Annotated in this window: 14 protein-coding genes; 1 reads left to right on the top strand and 13 read right to left on the bottom strand. The window is 47.0% G+C overall.

The window, feature by feature from the left end; all coding sequences use genetic code 11:
* Positions 1-9: 9 nt before the first annotated feature.
* From AC4EHJ_RS09005 to AC4EHJ_RS09015, 3 genes are read right to left on the bottom strand one after another with little or no spacing between them, the layout of a single operon-like run.
* On the bottom strand, positions 10-840 hold the full coding sequence (locus tag AC4EHJ_RS09005) for a phytoene/squalene synthase family protein (RefSeq protein WP_490975224.1): 831 nt from the start codon (positions 838-840) through the stop codon (positions 10-12).
* Positions 831-2,297 carry a phytoene desaturase family protein gene (locus tag AC4EHJ_RS09010; protein ID WP_490975225.1) on the bottom strand — a complete coding sequence of 489 codons (1,467 nt, stop codon included), beginning with the start codon at positions 2,295-2,297 and terminating at the stop codon, positions 831-833. Before AC4EHJ_RS09010 ends, AC4EHJ_RS09005 begins: the two co-directional genes overlap by 10 nt.
* Complete coding sequence (locus tag AC4EHJ_RS09015; protein ID WP_490975226.1) at positions 2,294-3,820, bottom strand: phytoene desaturase family protein; 1,527 nt, start codon at positions 3,818-3,820, stop codon at positions 2,294-2,296. The genes AC4EHJ_RS09010 and AC4EHJ_RS09015 overlap by 4 nt, the downstream gene beginning before the upstream one ends.
* A 470-nt stretch (positions 3,821-4,290) precedes the next feature.
* Between AC4EHJ_RS09015 and AC4EHJ_RS09020 the strand changes: the two genes are divergently transcribed.
* A complete protein-coding gene (locus AC4EHJ_RS09020; RefSeq protein ID WP_490975227.1) occupies positions 4,291-6,651 on the top strand; it encodes an immune inhibitor A domain-containing protein in 2,361 nt (786 codons plus the stop codon).
* A gap of 138 nt (positions 6,652-6,789) precedes the next feature.
* On the opposite strand, the gene AC4EHJ_RS09025 is transcribed toward AC4EHJ_RS09020, so the two are convergent.
* The 10 genes from AC4EHJ_RS09025 to recQ form a co-directional block, all read right to left on the bottom strand.
* The gene (locus AC4EHJ_RS09025) at positions 6,790-7,356 is read right to left on the bottom strand and encodes a 3D domain-containing protein (RefSeq protein ID WP_490975228.1); all 567 of its coding nucleotides are present in this window, start codon (positions 7,354-7,356) and stop codon (positions 6,790-6,792) included.
* Between the two features lie 234 nt (positions 7,357-7,590).
* Positions 7,591-9,036, bottom strand: coding sequence for a DEAD/DEAH box helicase (locus AC4EHJ_RS09030; RefSeq protein WP_490975229.1), 1,446 nt, complete (start codon positions 9,034-9,036; stop codon positions 7,591-7,593).
* A 150-nt stretch (positions 9,037-9,186) separates the two neighbouring features.
* The gene (locus AC4EHJ_RS09035) at positions 9,187-11,070 is read right to left on the bottom strand and encodes an alpha-E domain-containing protein (protein ID WP_490975230.1); all 1,884 of its coding nucleotides are present in this window, start codon (positions 11,068-11,070) and stop codon (positions 9,187-9,189) included.
* The gene (locus tag AC4EHJ_RS09040; RefSeq protein WP_490975231.1) at positions 11,051-12,526 is read right to left on the bottom strand and encodes a circularly permuted type 2 ATP-grasp protein; all 1,476 of its coding nucleotides are present in this window, start codon (positions 12,524-12,526) and stop codon (positions 11,051-11,053) included. Before AC4EHJ_RS09040 ends, AC4EHJ_RS09035 begins: the two co-directional genes overlap by 20 nt.
* 132 nt (positions 12,527-12,658) lie before the next feature.
* Positions 12,659-13,237, bottom strand: a complete 579-nt coding sequence (locus AC4EHJ_RS09045; RefSeq protein ID WP_490975232.1) for a hypothetical protein — start codon at positions 13,235-13,237, stop codon at positions 12,659-12,661.
* 133 nt (positions 13,238-13,370) lie between these two features.
* Complete coding sequence (locus tag AC4EHJ_RS09050) at positions 13,371-14,273, bottom strand: HD domain-containing phosphohydrolase (protein ID WP_490975233.1); 903 nt, start codon at positions 14,271-14,273, stop codon at positions 13,371-13,373.
* Positions 14,274-14,360: 87 nt separating this feature from the next.
* Positions 14,361-14,795 carry a hypothetical protein gene (locus tag AC4EHJ_RS09055; RefSeq protein ID WP_490975234.1) on the bottom strand — a complete coding sequence of 145 codons (435 nt, stop codon included), beginning with the start codon at positions 14,793-14,795 and terminating at the stop codon, positions 14,361-14,363.
* A gap of 288 nt (positions 14,796-15,083) precedes the next feature.
* Positions 15,084-16,571, bottom strand: a complete 1,488-nt coding sequence (locus AC4EHJ_RS09060) for a glutamate synthase subunit beta (RefSeq protein ID WP_490975235.1) — start codon at positions 16,569-16,571, stop codon at positions 15,084-15,086.
* An 18-nt stretch (positions 16,572-16,589) separates the two neighbouring features.
* On the bottom strand, positions 16,590-21,176 hold the full coding sequence (gene gltB / locus AC4EHJ_RS09065; RefSeq protein ID WP_490975236.1) for a glutamate synthase large subunit: 4,587 nt from the start codon (positions 21,174-21,176) through the stop codon (positions 16,590-16,592).
* A gap of 268 nt (positions 21,177-21,444) precedes the next feature.
* Complete coding sequence (gene recQ / locus AC4EHJ_RS09070) at positions 21,445-23,214, bottom strand: DNA helicase RecQ (RefSeq protein ID WP_490975237.1); 1,770 nt, start codon at positions 23,212-23,214, stop codon at positions 21,445-21,447.
* Positions 23,215-23,240 lie beyond the last annotated feature (26 nt).

Raw genomic sequence — 23,240 nt, forward strand, 5'->3', positions numbered from 1 at the left:
CCTTTTGGTTTATAAGTAAGCTATGATGGCCTGTTTGGATTCATCTGATACGAAGTGTTTCTCTGTGAACACATTATAGCGCTTGTCGCGGATTGCCGACAAAATTTCACGGTATACAAGGCCCGCCCCTTTTACAGCGATGCGCGAGGACAGCGGGTATTCATGGATGGTTTCAAATGCCTGCTCATAAAAATGTTCAGCTTGCTTGGCAAGATCTTCCCAAACTTCGACAAACTCCCCGCTGACCTGCCCATTATGCAGATCGGCATCGGCAAGACTGTATTTATGCAAAACTTCATTCGGCAAATAAATTCGGCCAATTTTCAAATCTTCTCCGACATCCCGCAAAATATTGGTGAGCTGCATCGCGTAGCCCAGGGAAACCGCGCCTTCTTTCAGCACAGCCGTTTTGCCTGGCGCAAGAATCGGAAGCAGCATCAGCCCAACGCTGCTTGCCACATGGTAGCAATAGTCCAGCAGGTCTTCAACTGTTTCGTAGCGGCTGAAAGACAAGTCCATTGCTTGGCCTCTCAGCAAACAGGAAAATGCGTCTGCATCCATATCGAAGGTTTGGAACACATCGGCCAGCGCCACCCACATCGGATTTTCCGGGTTGTGCTGGCCTTTCAAGAATTGCTGAAACTCCTGTTCAAACTTTGCAAGTTCTTCAACGGGGTTATCCCCTTCATCAACAATATCATCAGCGAGACGGCAAAATGCATAAACTGCCCAAACCGCTTTCCGTTTTTCCTTTGGCAATAAAGAAAAGGTTTTGTAAAAACTCTTGGAATTGGCAGCAATGACTTTTTCACAATAATCGTAAGCTTGTCTTACTTCCATCGTGGACCGCTCCCTTCACTCGTGAACTCACTTTGGACTTGCTCGGCCATGAGTTTCGCTCCTTGCATGACAATCGGGATTCCACCGCCCGGATGCACGGACGCTCCCACTGCGAACAAGCCCTGGGTTTTATACGGCTTGACCTGCGGACGGAAAACCCCTGATTGGAACAGCGTCGGCCCAATGCCGAAGCTGCCGCCTTTGAACAAGCCGAACGCTTCAGCTTCTGTCGGCGTACGGATTTCCATCCACTCTATCGCCGCCTTTAACCCGGGAAAAGATAAATGCTCCGCGCGTTCTATGATTTGATCGATCCATTCTGCTTCCGAAGCCCAATCGACCGTTGAGCCGGCAGGAACAGGCACCAACATGTAAAGGACGCCTTTCCCTTCCGGAGCAAGTGAACGATCCACTTTGGAAGGATGGAAGGTATAGAACGCAGGGTCTTCAGGAAGTTTCTTATCGCTAAAGACATTTTTCATATGGTTTTCATAACTGTTCCCAATGAAAAACTGATGGACATTAACATCTTCATAGATTTTGTCGAGCCCGAAGTACAACAGTACGCAACCGGAAGAAGGAAGAAATTCCTTCACTTTCTGGCCAGGCAGGACAGATGTAATCGAAGGAAAGTCTCCATTATAAATTACGCCGTCAAAAGCCTGAAATCCTTCTTTTGTTTCAATTCCTTTGACCACATCGTCCTCAACGACGATGTTTTCTACTGGGCAGCCGGTATGTATCTCAGCATTCGGGCGCTTCCGGAGTTCTTTTTCAAGAAGCGGGATCAAACTGCCGTAGCCGCCTTTCAAATAATGCACGCCATGTTCATGCTCGCTGAAAGGCACTAAAGAATACATTGCAGGCGCATTGAACGGGTCTCCCCCGATATACAGCGCCTGCAGTGTATATGCCAATTGAAGCCTCTCATCTTTAAAATAATTGGCCATTAATTTTTTCACAGATTGCTGCGGCTTCAGCTTCAGCAGCTTTTTCACATTCCCAGGAGTCCAGAAGTCGCTTTTTTTAACAAAGGAATGTTCCAAAAAGGCGGAGCTTCCAATTTCAAAGCGCTCTCTGCCTTCTGCCATAAATTTCAAGAAGCCTTCCTGTTCCCCGGGAAACACCCGCTCCACTTCCGCGGCTTGGCGTTCGATATCCGGATATTTGGTGTACACTTTGCCGTCGGGGTAACGGATTGTATAAAGCGGATCGCAGAGGAGCAGTTCATATTGGTCATCGCTGATTCCTGCTTCCCCCAGCAGTTTACGGAACATTTCCGGCAGCAGGACAATTGTTGGCCCTTCGTCGATCCGGAAGCCGTCGCGTTCCACGAACGTTAAACGGCCTCCCAATTTCTGCTCTTTTTCAAAGATGGTAACATCGAAGCCTTGGCGGGTTAAGAAAAGTGCTCCCATCAAACCGCCGACGCCGCCTCCGATAATGGCAATTTTCATGAAAAGCCCTCCAATGCCGGCAAAGGCGATGTCGGAACAGGTGATTTTCCGTATTGCTCAAAAATGCCATTCGCTGTAATGCGGGCAGATTCCAGAATTGTCGGCAAGCCGCTTCCTGGATGTGTTCCGCCTCCTACCAGCCAGCAATTGTCCAGTTCTTCGAATTTATTATGGGGACGGAAAATCATCATCTGCGACAATTGATGTCCCAGATTGAACGTTGCACCTTTGTAAACGGAATACTCATGCTCCCAATCGAATGGCGTCAGCAGCTGCTCTTCTTCAATATGGTCGCGGAGCCCTTTAAAGCCTGTTTTTTCTTCGATGATATCCAATACCAGTTCGCGGAATGCCCCTTTTTCTTGCTCCCATCCGATATCGCTGAAATTATTCGGCACCGGTGCCAGGATATAAAGCGTCGACTTGCCTTCAGGCGCCAACGTTGGGTCGGTTACACTGGCGTTCTGGACGTAAATAGAGGGATCTGCCGAAAGCATGCGCGTATTCGTGATTTCCTCGACATTCTTTTTATAGTCTTTCGAAAAGATGATGGTGTGGTGGGAAAGGTCATATTTTTTATCCAGCCCAAGATACATCATAAACGTCGAACAAGAATATTTTTTCTTCTCCAATTTTTGCGGACTGTATTTCTTCAAAATGCCCGGTTCTACAAGGTGTGTCATGACGTGTGCGAAATCACCGTTGATGACGACTTCATCTGCCAATTCGACAGAGCCGTCCTCCAGTTCGACACCTTTTACAGCACGGTTTTCAATGGTTAATTTTTTAACACCTTTTCCTAAATGAATAGTGCCACCCAACTCTTCAACCACTTTGGCCATTGCCTGTGAAAGTTGGTTGACGCCGCCGATCGGATGGAAAATGCCGTATGCATGCTCCATATAGGAAAGGATGGAAAATGCACCCGGACATTCCCATGGCGACATCCCGAGGTATTTGGACTGAAATGCAAAAGCCATCTTCAAGCGCTCATCTTTAAAATAGCGGGACAGGACATCGTATAAAGTTTTATTGACCTCCAGTTGAGGCAGCGCTTTGATGACATTGGGCTGCATCATATGGATCAACTTGTCCATGCGCGATTGCAGCAACGGCGTCAGCGCCTCCAATTTTTTTGCGTTGTCTTTCATAAAACGGACATAGCCTTCGCCATCGCCTTTGAAATTTTCATCAATTTGTTTTCTCATTTGTTCGTAATCGCGTGTCATAATCAGGTTTTGATCTTCAAAGCGCAGCTCATACATCGGATCCAGTTCAATTGCTTCCATATAATCCTTCAATTGGCGTCCAGATGCTTCAAACAGCTCTTCCACAATGTGAATCATACTTAAGAACGTCGGGCCAGTATCAAATTTAAAATCGCCTAGACGCAATTCTGCATTGCGCCCACCTACTCGATCTTGTTTCTCGTAGACATCCACTTTATAGCCTTTGCTTGCCAGCAGCATTGCCGCTGCCAAACCGCCTGGGCCTGCGCCTATTACTATCATCCGCTCTTTCATGGCTTAACCCCCATTTTAGACTAACTCCCTATAATAGTTAGACATTTATTATACAAACATTATATATTTTTAACATCCAAATGACTAGCGATATGATTAATCAAACGGTCTATAAGATATTTCTATTTTATCATTTTTCAGATTTTTTAGCCTTTCTGCAAGGCAGGAAATCAACCGTAAAAACTGTGGCTTCGCTAAATTAAAAAATACCCGATATCTGGAGCATCGAGTATTCCCATTAAAAATTTCAAAACATTAGGCTAGAGGGTTTATCTCCTTTTTCCAATTCCATCTCGCACTTATTTCGATTAACTAAATTTTTACATATCGTAGTGTTAATATATCCACACATTTTATTCTTTAGTAGGTACTATTCTTCTTTTTTATAGTATTTGTAAATTTTTTATAGTATTTTCCATTTCTCTCATTTATATTTTAAATGTTATGAAAATTATATCATTAGAGGAGGAATGAATTTGAAGAAGAACATCTTTGTGAGCACGACTTTAGCTGCAGTTCTTGGATTCAGCGCGCTGGCTACAGGCAATGTCTATGCAGCGCCAACTACCAAGGCAGCTGAAGCTTTATCCCATTTCAGCGAAGTTTCTGGAACGCCAGCGGATCTGGGCGTGGCCAATGACGAAAGATTGATTGAAATGCTTAAGAAAGAGGGACGCCTGGCAAAAGACGCCGGCCCTGAAGAAGCGGAGAAAGCTTTGCAGAAATTCTTGAAAACAAAAGCTGAAAGCAACAAAAAAGTCGAAGCACAAAATCCTCTCACAAAAAAACACGAGGATTCATTAAGAGATAAAGCAAAAGGTCAAGGCCTGACAAACGGAAAAGGCAATAAGCTTGGCCAAACCAAAAAAGCGAATGTATCCCCAGTAGAAAACGAAGCATTCGACGGTGAGGTCCGTAAAGACAAAGTGCTTGTTCTTGCCATCGACTTCCCGGATTACAAAACAGGCTCCATTACACCAGAAGAAAGTGATATGTTCTATGAAGACTATCCAACCTCCCATTTCGAAGATATGGTTTTTGGCGACAACGGTTATAAAGGCCCGAACGGCGAAACTTTCGTATCCATGAAACAATATTACGAGCAGCAATCAGGCGGCAGCTATACATTCGATGGCCAAATCGCTGGCTGGTATACAGCTGACAACCCGGCCGCTTATTACGGCGGCAACTACCCTGGTCCAGACGATAGCGACCGAAGAGCAAGATCGCTTGTAATGGAAGCGCTAACAAAAGCGGGTCAAGACCCATCGATCAACTTGTCAGAATACGATGCTTGGGACCGCGATGATTATGACGGCGACGGCGTCTACAACGAGCCGGACGGCATTATTGACCACTTGATGGTTGTCCATGCCGGTGTCGGCGAAGAAGCTGGCGGCGGAAAACTGGCCGGAGACGCAATCTGGTCCCACCGTTCAAGCCTTGGGTTAGTAGCGGTGCCAGGCGGAAACTCTAACAGCGACCGTTTCGGTGGATTGTTGGGTGCTTCTGATTATACAATCGAACCGGAAGACGGCGCAGGCGGCGTGTTTGCACACGAGTACGGACACGATCTTGGCTTGCCGGATGAATACGACACTCAGTACTCAGGTACTGGCGAAGCAGTAGCATACTGGTCCATCATGTCAGCCGGCAGTTGGGCAGGAAAAGTGCCGGGAACTGAGCCGACCGCTTTCAGCCCATATGCTAAAGAAATGCTTCAAGCAGGCCATGGCGGCAACTGGCTGACAGGGACTACATTGAACGAAAAAGACATTACTTCAGCAGGAACAACTGTGCTGATCGATGAAAACGTCACGAAAGGCAAAAACAACGATACAGTGCGCGTCGACTTGCCGGAAAAAGCGACGGATGTAAACACGCCATTCAGCGGCACGAAAGAATACTTCAGCGGCAAAGGCGATGAGTTGGATAACTCGATGTCAGTGGAAGTTGATTTGACAACCGCCACTTCAGCCGCTTTGAATTTCAAAGCTTGGTATGACATTGAAACAGACTGGGATTATGCTTCTGTCAAAGTGAACGGCAAAGCAATCAAAGGAAATATCACAACAGATACAGATCCGCATGAGCAGAACCCAGGACACGGCATCACCGGCTCTTCAAGTGGCTGGGTCGATGCAAGCTTTGACTTATCGGCTTATGCAGGCGAAAAAGTTACAGTTGAACTAAACTACTGGACAGACGTTGCAGCGATCAACCCTGGCTTCTACGCGGATGACCTGGTCATCACGGCAGACGGCAAGACAATTGTATCTGACGATGCAGAAGGCACTCCTGCTTTCACACTTGCAGGTTTCACACAGGACGAAGGGAAAGTTTACTCAGAAAGATACTACTTGCTTGATTGGCGCTCACATAACGGCGTCGATGAAGGCTTAGCCAACATCCGCCGCGGAGCTAGCTTGATGAGCTACGATAAAGGGCTTGTTGTCTGGTATGTGGATACGTTCTACACGGACAACTGGACTGGGTTGCATCCGGGTGAAGGTTTCCTTGGCGTAGTTGACGCTGACCAGCAAACGAATTACTGGAGCGACGGCTTTGTTGGATCGTCACGCTACCAGTTGAATGATGCAGCCTTCAGCTTAAACAAATCTTCTAAAATGTACCTTGATTACAGAGCGATCAATGGCTTGACTTTGACTGACAACTTTACACAACGCACACCACTGTTTGATGACAGCGCTGACTACAGCAACCCGGGTATGGATGACGCAGGGCGCAATGTCCCAAGCGCCGGCTTGAAGTTCCGTGTTACTGGCGAAAGCACTGACGGATCAGTCGGGAAAGTACACATCTACAAATAAGAAGAAATGCCCCGGCGCATCCAATGCGCCGGGGCACTTTCTTTGGTTTTTAATCACATGAAAAAGAAAAGCAGCCCTTGAATCCCATTTTTTCCGGGTTCAAGGGCTGCTTTCACTTCTATTCTGATTTATCCCATCTTATTTAAGGATTTTGATTTTGACGTTTTTGCGTCCCCATTTTAGAGCAGCGCTCTTAGTCGGGATGAAGACGTCGATTTTGTTGCCTTTGATGGCGCTTCCGATGTCGCCTGCAACTGCGTAGCCGTAGCCATCAACATAAACTTTCGTTCCTAGTTTGATGATTCTCGGATCTACAGCGATTACTTTTAATCCTGGATTCTTCTTCAAGTTAATGCCGGTCTTCGTAATTCCTGAACAGCCTGCACATGACGCCGTGTATGCTGTAGCGGAAACCGTGAATTCTTTTACAACGTTAGATGAAGTTGAACGTGAAGGCGTTTTTGCTTTCGCAGCAGTTTTCACTGCAGTGCCTTTCACTTTTAATTTCTGTTTCGGATGGATGGTATTCGATTTAAGCTTGTTCCATGTTTTTAGGTTGCTGACTGATACTTTATGCGTTTTAGAAATCTTATATAAAGTGTCCCCACTTTTAACCGTGTATGTATTTGATGCTGCTGAACTTTCTAGAGACGTTCCAAGAAATAAAACTAATGCGAAACTTAAGACGATGAGTAGTTTTTTCAATTTATTCGCTCCTTTTTTGTTTTTGCAGTACAAATAAAATAACATGTAAACATTACAGTTCTGTAACAGTTAGACGTATATACCATTACATTTCGACTATATTTCATGACATTTATGATTAATAAGTTACAGCTAGAAACAGTTTTGCCCAGAAAAACGGGATTTTGACACAAAAAAAAGAATTGCCGACAAATTGCCGGCAACTCTGGAAAGCCCATATTGGGCATTCTTTCCTTATTTATTCGCTTTATGGACTTTCAAAGTTTTACCTTTGATCGTCTTATCTTTCATCGCTTTCAATACCATCGGCCCTTTGCCGTTGAGAATATCGATATACGTCACGGTATCCTGGATTTTGATGATGCCGATATCTTCAGCCGTTACACTTGGGATGCTCGTCAGCGTGCCGACAAAGTCGAATGCGCGCAATTTCTTTTTCTTGCCGCCATTGAAATACAATTTCATGATGTCTTTATTGACTTCTTCATTCTTGTTCTTTTTCAGCTTCGGCTGCGTTTCGAGCTTCTCCGTGAAGGCTGGCTCTGCGGCATGGACTTCGCTTGATGAAGGCGCCATGCGCTCTTCAATTTCAAATCCGATATACGCTTCGATCTCCGCCAGGAATTTGCCTTCGTGCGGTGTCACGAACGTAATAGCTTTCCCTGTCTTGCCTGCACGCCCTGTACGACCGGCGCGGTGTACATAACTTTCCTTCTCTAAAGGAATGTCGTAGTTGATGACATGCGTGATGCTGTCAATATCGATGCCGCGCGCAGCTACATCCGTAGCAACAAGATAACGGAACTCGCCACGTTTGAATTCGCTCATCACTGCAAAACGGTCTTCCTGCAGCATGCCGCCATGCAATTTCTCACATGTGTAATGATGCTTTTCAAGCTGCTCCATAACGAAATCGACATTATCTTTCGTACGGCAGAAAATAATGCAGCTATCCGGATTTTCAACAATCGTCAAATCGCGCAGCACAGCAAACTTTCTCTTTTCCTCCACACGGATCAAGGAATGGGCGATGCGGTCTGTTATAGTGTCCGTCGATTCGATTTCGATGTGTTCAGGATCCGTCATGTATTTGCGCTGAAGCTTTTCGACGTTTTCAGGCAATGTTGCCGAGAACAACATTGTTGTGCGCTGTTCCGGAAGCTTCGTGATGATCGTCTCCACTTGTTCAATAAAGCCCATGTTCAACATTTCATCCGCTTCATCAAGAACCAGGTAAGCGACTTTGCTCAAGTCGATCGTTCCGCGCTCAATATGATCCAGAACTCGTCCAGGCGTCCCTACGACAACGTGGCATTTCTGTTTCAATTCAGCCTGTTGGAAAGCGAAAGGCTGTTTGCCGTATACCGCTGCCGCTTTGATGCGTTTGAAGCGGCCGATATTCGTAATGTCCTCTTTCACTTGGTCAGCCAGTTCACGCGTCGGCGTCAGGATCAACGCTTGCGGCTTATTTTCATCCCAGTCGATCAATTCACAGATTGGAATCCCAAAAGAAGCGGTTTTCCCGCTCCCCGTCTGGGATTTCACGGTTAGATCCGTCTTTGCCAAAGCCACGGGAATAACCTTTTCTTGCACCTCTGTCGGTTTTTTATAGCCCAGCCCATCCAATGCTTTTAAGATTGGTTCGCTGATTGTAAAATCAGTAAATTGTTTTTCAGTCATATTTATTGCTCCTTCTCCGTTCAAAAATATACACGTTGTTTTATTATCGCACGGATATCATTCTTTCACACGTTAAGCGATTATTAAGTTTTATCTTGCCGGTAGATGAATAAAAAACCAGCGGAAATGCTCCACTGGTTGATTTGGTGCTTATTGATCGAGCAAGCTGACCGATACTTTGACGTCAAGCGACTGGCTTCCGCCTCTGTAAACGCCTTGCACCGGGCTGACATCATTGTAATCGCGCCCAACCCCGACAAGAATATGATGCTCAAGCGCTTCTACATTATTTGTCGGGTCCAGGCCGACCCAGCCGATTCCCGGAACCATCACTTCAACCCATGCATGGCTCGCCGCATCGCCGATCAATGCCGAGTTTTCGCCGACGTATAAATAGCCGCTGACGTAGCGCGCTGGAATGTGTTTGGCGCGCAATATTCCCAGCATGACGTGCGTGATGTCCTGGCAGACCCCTTTCATCAAATCGAACGACTCTTCCGCTCGCGTCGAAACGTCCGTCGACTCGCCGTCATACGTAAAGCGGTCGTGCAGGTAATTCATAACGTCAATCGAATACTGGACCGGATTCGACATTTCGCCGAGCGCTGTGTCCACTTGGCTGATATGTTCCGGCGTCAGATACGTATACGCCGTGTTGCTCAGATAGGCCAAATATTGTTCCCCAAATAAGTTGGAATGGAAAATGGAGTTCATTTCCGGTGAATAATCAATGCGGTGGATGAACGGGCTTTTCTGGATGCTGACAGTCGACGTAGCTTTCACTTCAAGATTTTGGTGATGCTCTGCAATGAAAAAGGTTTCCACATTATTGCCCCAAATATCGATATGCTCTTTTGTCAGTGAGGCAGGTGTAATATCCGCACGGTAAGCATGCAGGCGCTGGCATTCGTCGGATTTTGGCTTGAGGCGGATGGAGTTCATGCTTTGGTCGACAATCGTCTCGTATTGAAAAATATTGGTGTGCTCAATCTTATACTTCATAGTGGTTATTCCCTTCGTGCCTATCTGATGTGTTGCATTCTGTGACTGGCTTTGTCCAGACTGTTCTGAAGAAGGTTCGATCAAATAATAGGTTTTAGAGAATAATTGGCTGATTTCATTGCAGCCGTCTTGGAAATGATTTAGGAACTCCATCATTTCATCAGTTGATAACTCATCCAAATTCAGCTCATTGAACTTAGTCCGCACTTCGTCTAGTTTTGCGTAAAGCTCCCACGAATAATGGGAAATCTTGCTATCTTCCAACTCTTCCACAGCCGCCCGTACATGATCCAGACAATAACGGATTGAGCGCGGGAAGCTTTGATTGGAGATTAGGAAATTGAGCACGTGCCGCGGGTCCATTTTTGGCGGATTGGCTTTTAAATACGCATCATAGGCGTTGGTCATGCGCAGCGCAGACAGCCAATAATAATAATCTTCCGTCTGGGCTTTCAACTGCTGTTCATAGGTCCGCTCACAGACGACATTCAAAATCCGGGCGGTTTTTTCAGCGCGTTCGAGCCATTTGGCGATTTTGATGATTTGATAGCCGACTCCACGTGACATAGCCGCTTCAATAATTCCTTGCGATGTCAGCGAAGTGAATTTGACGCGCTCCAAAAACTTGCCGACATCTTTGGCCGTGCATTGGCCCACTTCTACATCCTGCAAAGCCAAATAACAGCGATTCCATGTCTGCCAATAATCATCCGTAATATGATCACGGCTGACGCGAGCATTTTCGCGGGCCGTCCGGACACAATTCGCAACGGAATTCATATTGCCTTCATCAAATGAAAGATATTGAACCAGCTGGTCTTCTTCATAATATTCCTTAGACTTTATATGGCTGAGCTCTTCACTTGAAGCACATATTTCATAAATCAACTTCCAGTCGCTGTCTCTGACCAGTTCTTCATCGGAAGCTTCAATCATCTGCAAAAGCTGGACATCCAAAATCCGGGCGTTATTTTCTGCGCGCTCGGCATTTCGGGACATCCAATATAAAGAATTAGCTACTCGACTCAGCATTGTGGTCCCCCCTGTCATCCTTATCCCGGTAGACCCAGGTATCTTTTCCGCCGCCGCCCTGCGAGGAGTTGACGACGAGCGATCCGCGCTTCAGCGCCACTCTCGACAATCCTCCTGGAAGGACGCGCGTATTTTTCCCTCTCATGACGAAGACGCGCAAATCAACATGGCACGGGTAAAAGTCTTCGCCTTGATAAGCGGGAGCACGCGACAATTTGATTGTCGGCTGGGCAATGTATTGATGTGGGCTCTCGATGATTTTAGCCCTGAATTCTTCAATTAGCTCTTTCGATGCATGGGGCCCGACCAGCATATCATAGCCGCCAGAAGCGCCGACGTTTTTCACGACCAGTTCTTCCAAATGCTCCAATACCCATTCCCGTTCTTCTAAATTATCAAGCAAATAAGTTTTAACGTTGCCGATGATTGGTTCTTCGTTTAGGTAATAGCGGATCATGTCTGGAACATACGCATAAATCGCCTTGTCATCCGCAACACCATTGCCAATACCATTCAAAATGGCGACGTTTCCATGGCGGTAAGCGTCCAACAGCCCCGGCACGCCCAGTGCTGAATCTTCGCGGAAAGCTTCCGGGTCCAGAAAATCATCGTCGATTCGGCGGTAGACAATATCAACGCGCTTGAGCCCACGAATCGATTTCATGTATACGACATGGTCTTTGACAATGAGGTCCCGGCCTTCAACTAGGTCAATCCCCATTTGCTGCGCCAAAAAAACGTGGTCATAATAAGCGGAATTGTACATTCCAGGGGTTAAAAGAACAGCAAAAGGCTTATCGTTCGTCGTTCTAGGAGCATGATCAAGAATCGCTTCGTGCAAATACGACATTTGATGCTCCAAGGCATGCACGGAATGATTGTTGAAGAATTCCGGATAGACTTGCCGCATAACATAGCGGTTCTGGTAGACATATGACATTCCAGAGGGGTTTCGCAGGTTGTCTTCAAGCACATGATATGTTCCATGTTCATCGCGGATCAAATCAATGCCGGCTAAAAATATATGGTTTTTCAGAGGCACATCGATTCCTTGCACTTGTTTAGCATAATAATAGGGATTTTCTTCTATCAGTCTTCTGGGGATTATTCCATCTTCGAGGATTTTCTGACTGTGATAGACATCATCCAAAAAGCGGTTTAGGGCTTCTGTACGTTGAATCATTCCTTTTTCAATTGTATCCCATTCTTCAGGGGAAATAATGATCGGCACAAAATCGAAAGGCATTGTCCGCTCTGTTCCGACGTTATTGTTATAGACTGTGAACGTAATCCCTTGCCTGAGAAAAGACAGCTGGGCTGTTTCGTGCTTTTCTTTCAGTTCTTCTTCGGAGAATTGCTGGAGCTTTTCATAGAATTTGCGGTAATGGGGTTTCGCCGTTCCTTGTGCTGTAAACATTTCATCAAAAAACGGTTTTACATTATACGATTTGAACATACATACCCTCCTTAAATCATTTTGCAGCATCCAATATAAACAAAAAAAGCTACGGCTCTTTTTTCGAGCTATAGCCTTCCCTCTATTCATTTTATCTTATTTTTCAGACAGGATATACATTTAACTGAAAAATTAGTTATTTTTTGACTTATCTTCGTCTGCATTCTTTTTCAGGGAATCGCTATAAGACGTGCTGCCGCCAAATGTGCCGCCGCTTGGAGTTGTGCCTGAAGAAGCAGAACCACTTGTTGAAGAGGATGTACCGCCGGCAGTTCCCGAAGTGCCGCTGCCTGTTTTGTCAGAGCTTGTCATGCCTGATCCAGATAAACCTGTACCCGTTAAACCCGTACCTGTCGTACTTGGTGTGCCTGTTGAACTTGTACCTGTCTTATTTGTTGAACTGCCGACATCCTCTTTCAAGGTCTGATTGGCTTTGTCCAACGCTTCTTTTTCTTTGTCCATCATTTGCTGCTGGCTTTCGATAACGCCTTTCACAGCCTCTACCGCTTTGTTGACACTTGGCTTCACTTTATCAACCATGCCGCCGGACTGCTCGTTCAACCGGTCAAGTCCTTTTACAACAGAGTCTTTCAGATTTCCAGCTTGAGTTGAAGTCTGCCCTTCTTTTTTCTGTGTCATTGCGGCACCGATTAAAGCACCTATTCCTAATAACACCAATTTACCGAATGTTCCGCTTGATTTTCTAGCCATTGCTTACCACTCCTTTTGATTTTTAAATCCTGTGTTATTTAGTATTGACTATTCGCAATATTTTCAAACCTTTTAATGGAAAAAAATAAAGACACCTACTGGTAAAAGTGGTGTCTAAAAAAGAGGAACATTATTAAATTTTGCCTTCTTCTTTAAGCACCTGCCAAAACGCCTCGACCACTTCTGGGTCATACTGAACTCCAGCCAGCCCCCTGATTTCAGCCATTGCATATTCTGCGCTAAAAGCTTTTCGGTATGCTCTATCTTCCGTCATCGCATCAAAAGTATCACAGACGCCGATGATTTTCGCTTCCGTCAATATCTCGTCGCCTTTCAGTCCGAAAGGATAGCCGCGGCCATTGACCCGTTCATGATGCTGCTCGACGATATCCGCAAGGTCTGCATAAGCCGTTTTCCGGAGCATGTCAGCACCGTCGCCGGGATGTTTTTTGACGAGCGCAAATTCCTCGTCGTTCAGTTTAGCAGGTTTTTTCAGAACTTCTTCCGGGATGTTGATTTTGCCGATGTCATGAAGGATGGAAGCTATGAATAAATTATGTATACGGTCTCTTCCTAAATCCATTTTTGAAGCCGTTTTTACTGCTATGTGGGCAACTCGTGAACTATGTTTGTGTGTGTACCGATCTTTTTTTTCAACTTCTTCGCCAATTTTTCGCAATTCATTAATTTCATTGCTTAAGGCATGAAATACAGGATGTGTCGATACTGATAAAAAACTCACATCTGATATTGCATTAAAAGTGACCGGTTCTTCTAAATTTCTTGCGGAAAAGAAATCCTCTGGTCCTAACTTTAGGATCTCGCCTTCTATTTCAACTTCCATTTCACCAGTCAATATATAGAAAAATTCTTGAACATCAGTATTTTCACTAGGAAAAAGAACCACTAATTTACCTTTTACTACTGTTTGCTTCATCATCTCAATACCACCACCACGACCTAACAAACTGAGAGATGTCGCGCCGTTTTGAACAGTTTCCAGGTAACCATTTTTTTGTATGTCCAAGCCTTTCACAAATACACTTCCTTCCAAAAAAACTATGGGAGTATAGATTCCTATACTCCCATAGTACTCTATTTATTAAGTTTTATACAACCACTCTTACCAACCAATTACTACCATTGGATCAATCATAGCAATGCGGTCCGGGAACTTAACCGGAATCCATTCAATCGCGACATTGATTCCAGCAGCATTGGCATTTTCAACGCCAACACGCGTCATTTCACGAGTCTTCATATCCAAGTCATGGATCAACGCTGAAACTTCCTCGTCGTATTTAGCCCATAAAGCAGATTTTGTTTCTGCGTCATAAGCACTCGCGTAATTAGATAGATAGTCAGCATATAACTCATCCGCTTCCGCCTGTGCTTCGGCGATTTCAGCGTAGATTTCGTTATTTACCAGCTCGATATCAGATAAGCCTTCTGCAATTTCCGTTGTTACGGATGTGTCTCCTGCAGCAAATGCCGACGTGCCAAGCATTACTGTAAGCATTACTGTGATAATAGCAGCAAGTACATTTTTCTTGAACATTCTCTTTCCTCCAATTGGGTCGGTTAATTGGGTCTCCAGCGCTTTCTGCGTCCAGATAGTGAAAGCTCCCCCTGAGCTTCCAGTATTTGATACATTTAACTGTCGCCGGTCCTCCTACTTAGTATATAAGAACCATAGCAATAGTACAATATAATTTGTCAATCCTTTACAAAAACAGAAGTTTCATTAAGATTCAAGGTGTTTAGAATCAAAAAAGGCCGGAAGAGATTCCGGCCTTTCCACATTCATATCATATTTAGGGATTGATGGTTTAACAGCTCGCCTTATTTATGGCAATACAGTCGAGCCCATCAGGTAACGGTCGCATTCGCGCGCGGCTTCGCGGCCTTCGTTGATTGCCCAGACGATCAAGCTTTGGCCTCGGCGCATATCTCCCGCAGCGAAGACACCTTCCACATTGGTGTTGTATTTGCCATATTCCGCTTTGACAGTAGACTTCGTCGTCGTTTCTACAGCCAATTGCTGGATCAGCCCTTGTTCTGGCCCGCTGAAACCGATGGCCAGCAGCACCAAGTCCGCTTTCCAGACTTTTTCAGTGCCCGGAATTTCTTCACGGATCCGGTTTCCTTGCTCATCAATTTTCAGTTTGACGTTGACGGTATGAACTTCTTTGACAGCCCCATTTTCATCGCCGACAAATTTTTTCGTCATTACCGCAAATGCCCGCGGATCGTGGCCGAAAGCGGCAGCCGCTTCTTTTTGGCCGTATTCGACGCGATGAATTTTTGGATACTGCGGCCACGGGTTGCCGGCTTCATCGCGCAATGCGCCTTTTTGATCGTAGACATCGAATTGTATAAGGCTGCGGCAATTCTGGCGGACCGCTGTTGCCAGACAGTCTGTCCCGGTATCGCCGCCTCCGATGACTATGACATCCTGGCCTTCAGCTGAAATAAACCGGCCATCTGCCAAATTCGAATCCAATAGGCTTTTTGTGTTGCTGTGGAGGAAATCCATTGCGAAATGGATTCCCTTCAAATCGCGTCCCGCTACATCGACATTGCGGTGGACAGTCGCGCCGCCGCACATGACAACTGCATCAAAATCGGAACGCAGCGAGGAAACCGGATAATCTTTTCCGACTTCGGTGTTCGTGATGAATGTGATGCCTTCCTGCTCCAGGATTTTGACGCGGCGCATTACCATATCATAAGGAAGCTTCATTTCGGGAATGCCGTAAGTCAAAAGCCCTCCGACGCGATCGCTCCGTTCAAAGACTGTCACAAAATGGCCGGCTTTATTCAGTTGGGCAGCCGTTGCCAGACCTGCAGGGCCTGAACCGATGACAGCAACCTTTTTGCCGGTGCGCGTTTTTGGCGGTTCCGGCACTACCCATCCTTCCGCAAAGCCTTTCTCAATGATTGAACGTTCCACCGTACGGATTGCGACCGCTGGCTCATTGATGCCAAGGACACAAGCGCCTTCACATGGAGCCGGGCACGCCACTCCCGTAAATTCCGGGAAATTATTCATAATATGTTCTCGGTGCAGAGCCTCTTTCCATTGCCCGCGATAAACAAGGTCGTTCCACTCCGGGATTAGGTGGTTTACAGGGCAGCCTGTTGTAGCGCCTTCCAGCTCCATGCCTGTTTGGCATGTCGGAACGCCGCAATCCATACAGCGAGCGCCTTGCTTGCTTACTTCTTCATCCGACAGCGGAATGGTGTAATCCGACCAATCCTTCACGCGCTCTTGCGGAACGCGCTCTTTGAGGGTCTGTCGGTTATATTCCATAAATCCAGTTGGTTTGCCCATCGAATCCCTCCTCCTCGGTTATTTTCCGGTTCCTGCCATTTTGCTTTCTTCAAAAGCTGCCATTTCAGCGTCCGCTCTTGCCATACCGCTTTGCTGAAGCTTATCAATGCGGTCGTTTATCTTCAAATATGCTTTCGGAATAACGCGTATGAATTTCGCCGAGAATGTATCCCAATACGCCAAAATCCGTTTGCCGTTTTCACTGTTTGTATAACGCACGTAGTTTTCGATCATGCCACGGAGTTCTTCCATCTCAGCCGGTTCAGCCAATGGCTGCATATGGACCATCTCAGGATTGCAGCGCGTACCGAATGTGCCGTCTTCGTCCAGCACATACGCCACGCCGCCCGACATGCCGGCCGCGAAGTTCTTCCCTGTAGAGCCCAGGATTGCTACGCGACCGCCGGTCATGTATTCACAGCCGTGGTCGCCAACCCCTTCCACTACGATTTTCGCGCCGCTGTTGCGGACTGCAAAACGTTCGCCTGCTACACCGTAGATATAGGCCTCACCCGCTGACGCTCCGTAAAACGCGACGTTGCCGATGATAATATTTTTCTCCGGGATGAAGGTCGAATCGGGTGCAGGGTAGACGACTATTTTACCGCCTGATAAGCCTTTTCCGACAAAGTCATTGGCATCGCCAATCAATTTCAAGGTCATCCCTTTTGGAATGAACGCACCGAAACTTTGGCCTGCCGAACCCCGGAAGTTCAAGTTGATGGTGTCTTCTGGCAGCCCATTGGCTCCATAACGCTTGGAAATTGCACTGCCGATGATTGTTCCGGTCGCGCGGTGAATGTTTCGGATAGCTGTTGTCAATTCCACACGGTTGCCGTTTTCGATCGCGTCTTTGCAGCGCGGCAGCAATTCCTGGTAATCGAGTGTCTGCTTCAACCCATGGTCTTGCTTGACCGTGGCGTAGCGGCCAACTTTTTCCGGCAGGTCGGGCTGATGCAGCAATGCTGACAGATCTAAGCCTTTCGCTTTCCAGTGGTCAATGTCCTGTTTCGTTTCAAGCACATCTGTGCGTCCGATCATTTCATCGATTGTGCGGAAGCCAAGTTCCGCCATCAATTCGCGTGTTTCCTGTGCCACAAAGCGCATAAAGTTCGCGACATGTTCCGGATCTCCCATGTATTTCTTGCGGAGTTCCGGATTTTGCGTCGCAATCCCAACCGGGCAAGTGTCCATATGGCAAACGCGCATCATGATGCAGCCAAGGACAACCAGCGGCGCTGTGGAAAAACCGAACTCTTCTGCTCCTAAAAGGGCTGCCGTAACAACATCGCGTCCTGTCATCATCTTGCCGTCCGTTTCAACGACGATGCGGTCGCGCAAGCCATTGAGCAACAAAGTCTGATGCGTTTCAGCCAATCCGATTTCCCATGGCAGTCCGGTATGCTTCAAGCTCGTTTTCGGAGCCGCCCCGGTCCCGCCGTCGTATCCGCTGATGAGCACAACATCTGCTCGGCCTTTTGCAACACCGGCAGCTATCGTACCAACACCTACAGCAGAGACCAACTTCACACTGATGCGCGCTCGTGGGTTGGCATTTTTCAAATTAAAGATCAATTCCGCCAAATCTTCAATTGAATAGATATCGTGATGCGGAGGAGGCGAGATCAGTTCGACGCCAGGCGTTGAACCACGAACTTCTGCAACCCATGGATAAACTTTCTTGCCGGGCAGGTGGCCGCCTTCTCCAGGTTTTGCGCCTTGTGCCACTTTTATCTGAATTTCATCGGCATTAACTAAATAATGGCTTGTCACACCAAATCGGCCTGACGCAACCTGTTTGATTGCACTGCGTCGATTATCGCCATTTTCGTCCGGTGTAAAACGGGAAATTTGTTCGCCGCCTTCTCCTGAGTTGCTGCGACCGCCGATACGGTTCATCGCAATTGCCAGAGCTTCATGCGCTTCCTGGCTAATCGAGCCGAATGACATTGCGCCGGTCTTGAAGCGCGCGCAGATCTGTTCAATCGTTTCGACTTCGTCAATCGGCACTGGCGTCTGCTCCTTGAATTCCAGCAAGCCGCGAAGAGATTGCACATTCGACGTTTCAGCCGTCAGCAAGCCGCTGTATTTCTTGAACGTTTTGTAATTATTCGTCCGGCATGCCTGCTGCAGTGTATGGATGGTTACTGGATTGTATTGATGTGTTTCGCCGTTTGCACGGTATTGGTATTCGTCCCCCGGCTCGAGCGCGTGGTTCCCGCCTTCACGTTCCGGATAGGCTTGGGCATGGCGCATCAGCACTTCTTTCGTGATAATATCGAGGCCGATTCCGCCAAGGCGCGATGATGTACGGGTGAAGTAGCGATCGATGACATCCATGTGAATACCGACCGCTTCAAAAATTTGAGCGCCGCGGTAGCTTTGAATGGTTGAAATGCCCATTTTCGACAATACTTTAATGATGCCATCAGTCACCGCATTGATGTAGCCGGCTTCCGCCTCTTCATATGAAACACCGCCGATATCACCTGAAACTATTAGGTCGTCGATCGACTTGAACGCTAGATAGGGATTGATCCCTTCAGCACCATAGCCCAGCAAAGCAGCGAAATGATGCACTTCCCGCGGTTCACCTGACTCCAGGAGGATACTCATCCGTGTGCGTGTACCTTGGCGGATCAAATGGTGGTGAAGGCCGGATACGGCGAGCAGCGCCGGTATCGCTGCGTGTTGTATATCGACGCCGCGGTCGGATAAGATCAGCAATGTAGCGCCTGCGTCAAATGCCTCGTCCGCTTTGATGAAAAGCTCTTCCAGTTTCTGCTCGAGCGCTTGCGCTCCGCCTGCGGCTTCAAATAAAATCGACAGCGTCACTGCTTTGAATTCAGGCAGTTCCTGCTGGCGCAGCTTTTCCAACTGCCCATTCGTCAAGACAGGGGTTGCCAAGCGGATATGGCGGCAGCTTCCTGGGCCTGGTTGGACAAGATTGCCTTCCGCCCCGATTGTGGTCTGTGCTGCTGTAATGATATGTTCGCGGATTGCGTCAATCGGCGGATTCGTCACTTGAGCGAATAATTGCTTGAAATAGCTATATAAGAGCTGCGGTTTTTTCGACAACACCGCGAGAGGCGAATCGTATCCCATCGATCCCACCGGATCTTTGCCGTCTGTCGCGAGTGGTTTAATGATCTTTTGGACTTCTTCTGTCGTATAGCCGAATACCAATTGCTGTACGAGCAAGTCTTCCGTATCGGAATAGTTAGGCGCTGCAGATGGGTCAGGAATATCCGCCAGCTCCAGCATATTGTCTTCTATCCATGAACGGTAAGGCAGCTCAGCAGCTATTTGGAGTTTAATTTCTTCATCCGGGATTATTTTACCCGCCTCCAAATCGATCAATAACATTTTCCCTGGGCGCAAACGCTCTTTATAAACGATATCGTCCGCAAAAATATCAAGGGCACCAACTTCGGAACCAAGAACGATCATGCCGCTTTTGGTCACGTAATAACGCGCCGGGCGCAGGCCGTTGCGGTCCAGGCAGGCTGCAATCTGCTTGCCGTCGGTGAAGACTAGTGCAGCTGGGCCATCCCACGGTTCCATCAAAGTACTGTGATATTCGTAAAAATCACGTTTTTCCTGTTTAATCGTCGGATCATTAACCCAGGGCTCCGGAACCATCATCATGGCCGTATGGGCCAGCGAACGCCCTGATAAATGAAGGAATTCGAAGCAATTGTCGAACATGGATGAGTCGCTTCCGCTTTCATCGATGACAGGCAAAACTTTCTCTATATCTTTTTCCGTAAAATAAGGGGAGTCGCACAATACTTGCCGCGCGCGCATCCAATTGACGTTGCCGCGAAGTGTGTTAAATTCTCCGTTGTGGATAGAATAGCGGTTCGGATGCGACCGCTGCCAGCTCGGGAATGTATTCGTGCTGAAACGGGAGTGAACTAATGCCAGCGCCGATTTGAATTCGGGGTGGTTGAGGTCAATGTAAAACGAGTCAAGCTGTTCTGGAATAAGCATTCCTTTATAGACAATCGTGCCCGCTGACAAGCTGCTGAAATAGACATCGCTGTAATCAGGGTCACCTTCCATTTCCATTTCGATGCGCTTCCGGATAATGTATAATTTCCGCTCGAGCTCCATACGGTCTTCCAGCTCATCAGCCGCCTCGATAAACACTTGGCGGATAACTGGCTTAGTCTTGGCGGCTACTTTTCCGACAAACGAATCGTTTACCGGGACCGGGCGCCAGCCAAGGCACGTCTGTCCTTCTTCTTCGATGATTCGCTTGATGACACCTTTCGTCTGCATGCGCAAATCGTAATCCTGTGGCATAAAAACCATACCGATGCCATATCGGCCTTCAGCTGGCAGAGCGATTCCTTCTTTTTCGCATTGTTTATAGAAGAAACGGTGGGGAATCTGTGTCAGAATGCCGGCTCCATCGCCGGTACTGGTGTCAGAAGATTGTCCTCCACGGTGTTCAAGGTTACAAAGAATATTGATGGCATTCTGAACAATCGAATGCGATTTTTCTCCGTTGATATTTGCAATCATGCCGATTCCGCATGCTTCATGTTCTTGATCCGGATGATAAAGCCCTTGTGCGGCTGGATACTCTTTCTTTCTCATCAAATCGCCTCCTTTAACTCATTAGAGTGTCATAATATCAGAATATTATAGCATGGTTATTGAATATATATACGCTTTTATCAAATAAAATTAACGTCAGAATAATGAAAACGGTTTCATTAAAAGGCTTTGCACCTATGTATTTTCGATAAAATGCCGTTTTAAAGCCATTTTCACACTAAAAGTTATGCATAAAAAAATCAAAGTCTTTCTATTTAAATGAAATCAAAAAAGCTGCCGAGAATTTCTCGGCAGCTTGAACATTTATTCATTCAACATCTTTAAAGTCACGGACCGCAGTTAAGAACGCTTCTCCGTATTTCTCTAATTTGCTCGTTCCGACACCGTTCACTTCGAGGAACTCTTCCTCGGTCTTCGGTCTTCTCGAGCCCATATCCTGGAGCGTCTTATCGGAAAATATAACAAATGGCGGCACACCTGCTTCATCCGCAAGCTTTTTGCGGATTTTGCGCAGTTCTTCAAACAACGGATCGTTCTGGGTGATCTGCTTGGTTGCTACAGCGCCTTTGCGCAGAACCCGCCGCTTGCCTAGCAGCACATCCCGTCCGCCGTCCGGCACATAAATTGTCGGGAAAGAACCTTGCTCAACAGCAAGCAGTTCTTGGGAAATCATGAACTCGATCAAGTTGGATACTTCTTTGGCATTGTGATGCTTTAGTATACCGTACGTTGATAATTTATCAAATCCGAAATCGAGCACTTTTTTGTTTCGGGAACCTGTCAAAACTTGGGCCGTCATCATTTTGCCGAATTTTTGGCCCATACGGACGACGCACGACAATACCATCTGGACATCCGTAGTCACGTCGAGGCTTTCGCGGTCATCGCTGCAGCTGCTGCAATGCCCGCATGGTTCAGCCCCAGTGTCTCCAAAATAAAAGATGATGAATTGCTGCAGGCAATTTTCAGTATGGCAATAATCGACCATCCCCTGCAATTTGGCCAGCTCTCCCGGAATCCGCGCAGGATCTTGCGCTTGGTCTATCAGGAAACGCTGCGTTTGGACATCCTGTGAAGCGTAAAGGACGATGCATTCACTCGGAAGCCCGTCACGCCCCGCACGGCCTGCTTCCTGGTAATAGCTTTCCATATTTTTTGGCAATTGGTAGTGGATGACGTAGCGGATATTGGATTTGTCGATGCCCATGCCGAATGCGTTAGTAGCGACCATAACCGTCACTTCATCGTTTAAGAAACGCTCCTGGCCGCTTTTCCGCTCCTGGTCCGGCATGCCCGCGTGGTATTTGGCGGCTTTGACGCCTTTTTTAATCAGCATGTCATAAACCGAATCGACTGTCTTGCGCGTCGCCGCGTAAATGATGCCCGCTTCTTTTTCATTTTTTTGCACGTATTCTTTTACGTAGCGGTCCCGGTCTTGTCCGCGGATGACCGAAAACGACAAGTTGGCGCGTTCAAATCCGGTCATGACCGTATGTTCTTCTTCAATATCAAGGATGCGGCAAATATCTTCCCTGACCTGCGGCGTAGCAGTTGCTGTAAGGGCCAATACGGTCGGGTTATTCGGGAACAGCCCAGCCATGCGGCTGATCAGCCGATAGCTCGGGCGGAAATCGTGTCCCCATTGTGAAATACAATGCGCTTCATCGACCGCAATCAGCGGCACTTGAACGCCTTGCAATTCATTAAGGAACATTTCCGAATCCAGCCGTTCTGGCGCGATATACAATAATTTAATCGCCCCTCGCTGAACATCGTGCAAAGTTTCCCGTACTTCTTCAAAACCCAGCGAACTATTTATATAAGCAGCTGGGATGCCGGCTGCCAGCAACGCATCTACCTGATCTTTCATCAACGAAATCAACGGCGATACGACAATCGTCGTACCTTCCATGACCAAAGCGGGAATCTGATAACACATCGATTTACCGCCGCCTGTCGGCATGACGCAGATTGTATTTTGCCCTTCGAAAACCTGTGAAATCGCCTGTTCCTGCCCAGTCCGAAATGTCTCATAGCCAAAATACGTCTGCAGTAATTTCCTTGCTTCTTCCAACAAAATAAAACACTCCCAAAACTCGTCTC

The sequence above is a fragment of the Planococcus sp. TJ-301 genome (assembly GCF_058268475.1).

Excerpts from the sequence above, each read along its gene's own strand:
- AC4EHJ_RS09060 (WP_490975235.1), bottom strand. The coding sequence starts at position 16,571 with ATGGGCAAACCAACTGGATTTATGGAATATAACCGACAGACCCTCAAA.
- AC4EHJ_RS09015 (WP_490975226.1), bottom strand. The coding sequence starts at position 3,820 with ATGAAAGAGCGGATGATAGTAATAGGCGCAGGCCCAGGCGGTTTGGCA.
- AC4EHJ_RS09030 (WP_490975229.1), bottom strand. The coding sequence starts at position 9,036 with ATGACTGAAAAACAATTTACTGATTTTACAATCAGCGAACCAATCTTA.
- AC4EHJ_RS09045 (WP_490975232.1), bottom strand. The coding sequence starts at position 13,237 with ATGGCTAGAAAATCAAGCGGAACATTCGGTAAATTGGTGTTATTAGGA.
- AC4EHJ_RS09010 (WP_490975225.1), bottom strand. The coding sequence starts at position 2,297 with ATGAAAATTGCCATTATCGGAGGCGGCGTCGGCGGTTTGATGGGAGCA.
- AC4EHJ_RS09005 (WP_490975224.1), bottom strand. The coding sequence starts at position 840 with ATGGAAGTAAGACAAGCTTACGATTATTGTGAAAAAGTCATTGCTGCC.
- AC4EHJ_RS09020 (WP_490975227.1), top strand. The coding sequence starts at position 4,291 with ATGAATTTGAAGAAGAACATCTTTGTGAGCACGACTTTAGCTGCAGTT.
- gltB (WP_490975236.1), bottom strand. The coding sequence starts at position 21,176 with ATGAGAAAGAAAGAGTATCCAGCCGCACAAGGGCTTTATCATCCGGAT.
- AC4EHJ_RS09055 (WP_490975234.1), bottom strand. The coding sequence starts at position 14,795 with ATGTTCAAGAAAAATGTACTTGCTGCTATTATCACAGTAATGCTTACA.
- AC4EHJ_RS09035 (WP_490975230.1), bottom strand. The coding sequence starts at position 11,070 with ATGCTGAGTCGAGTAGCTAATTCTTTATATTGGATGTCCCGAAATGCC.
- AC4EHJ_RS09040 (WP_490975231.1), bottom strand. The coding sequence starts at position 12,526 with ATGTTCAAATCGTATAATGTAAAACCGTTTTTTGATGAAATGTTTACA.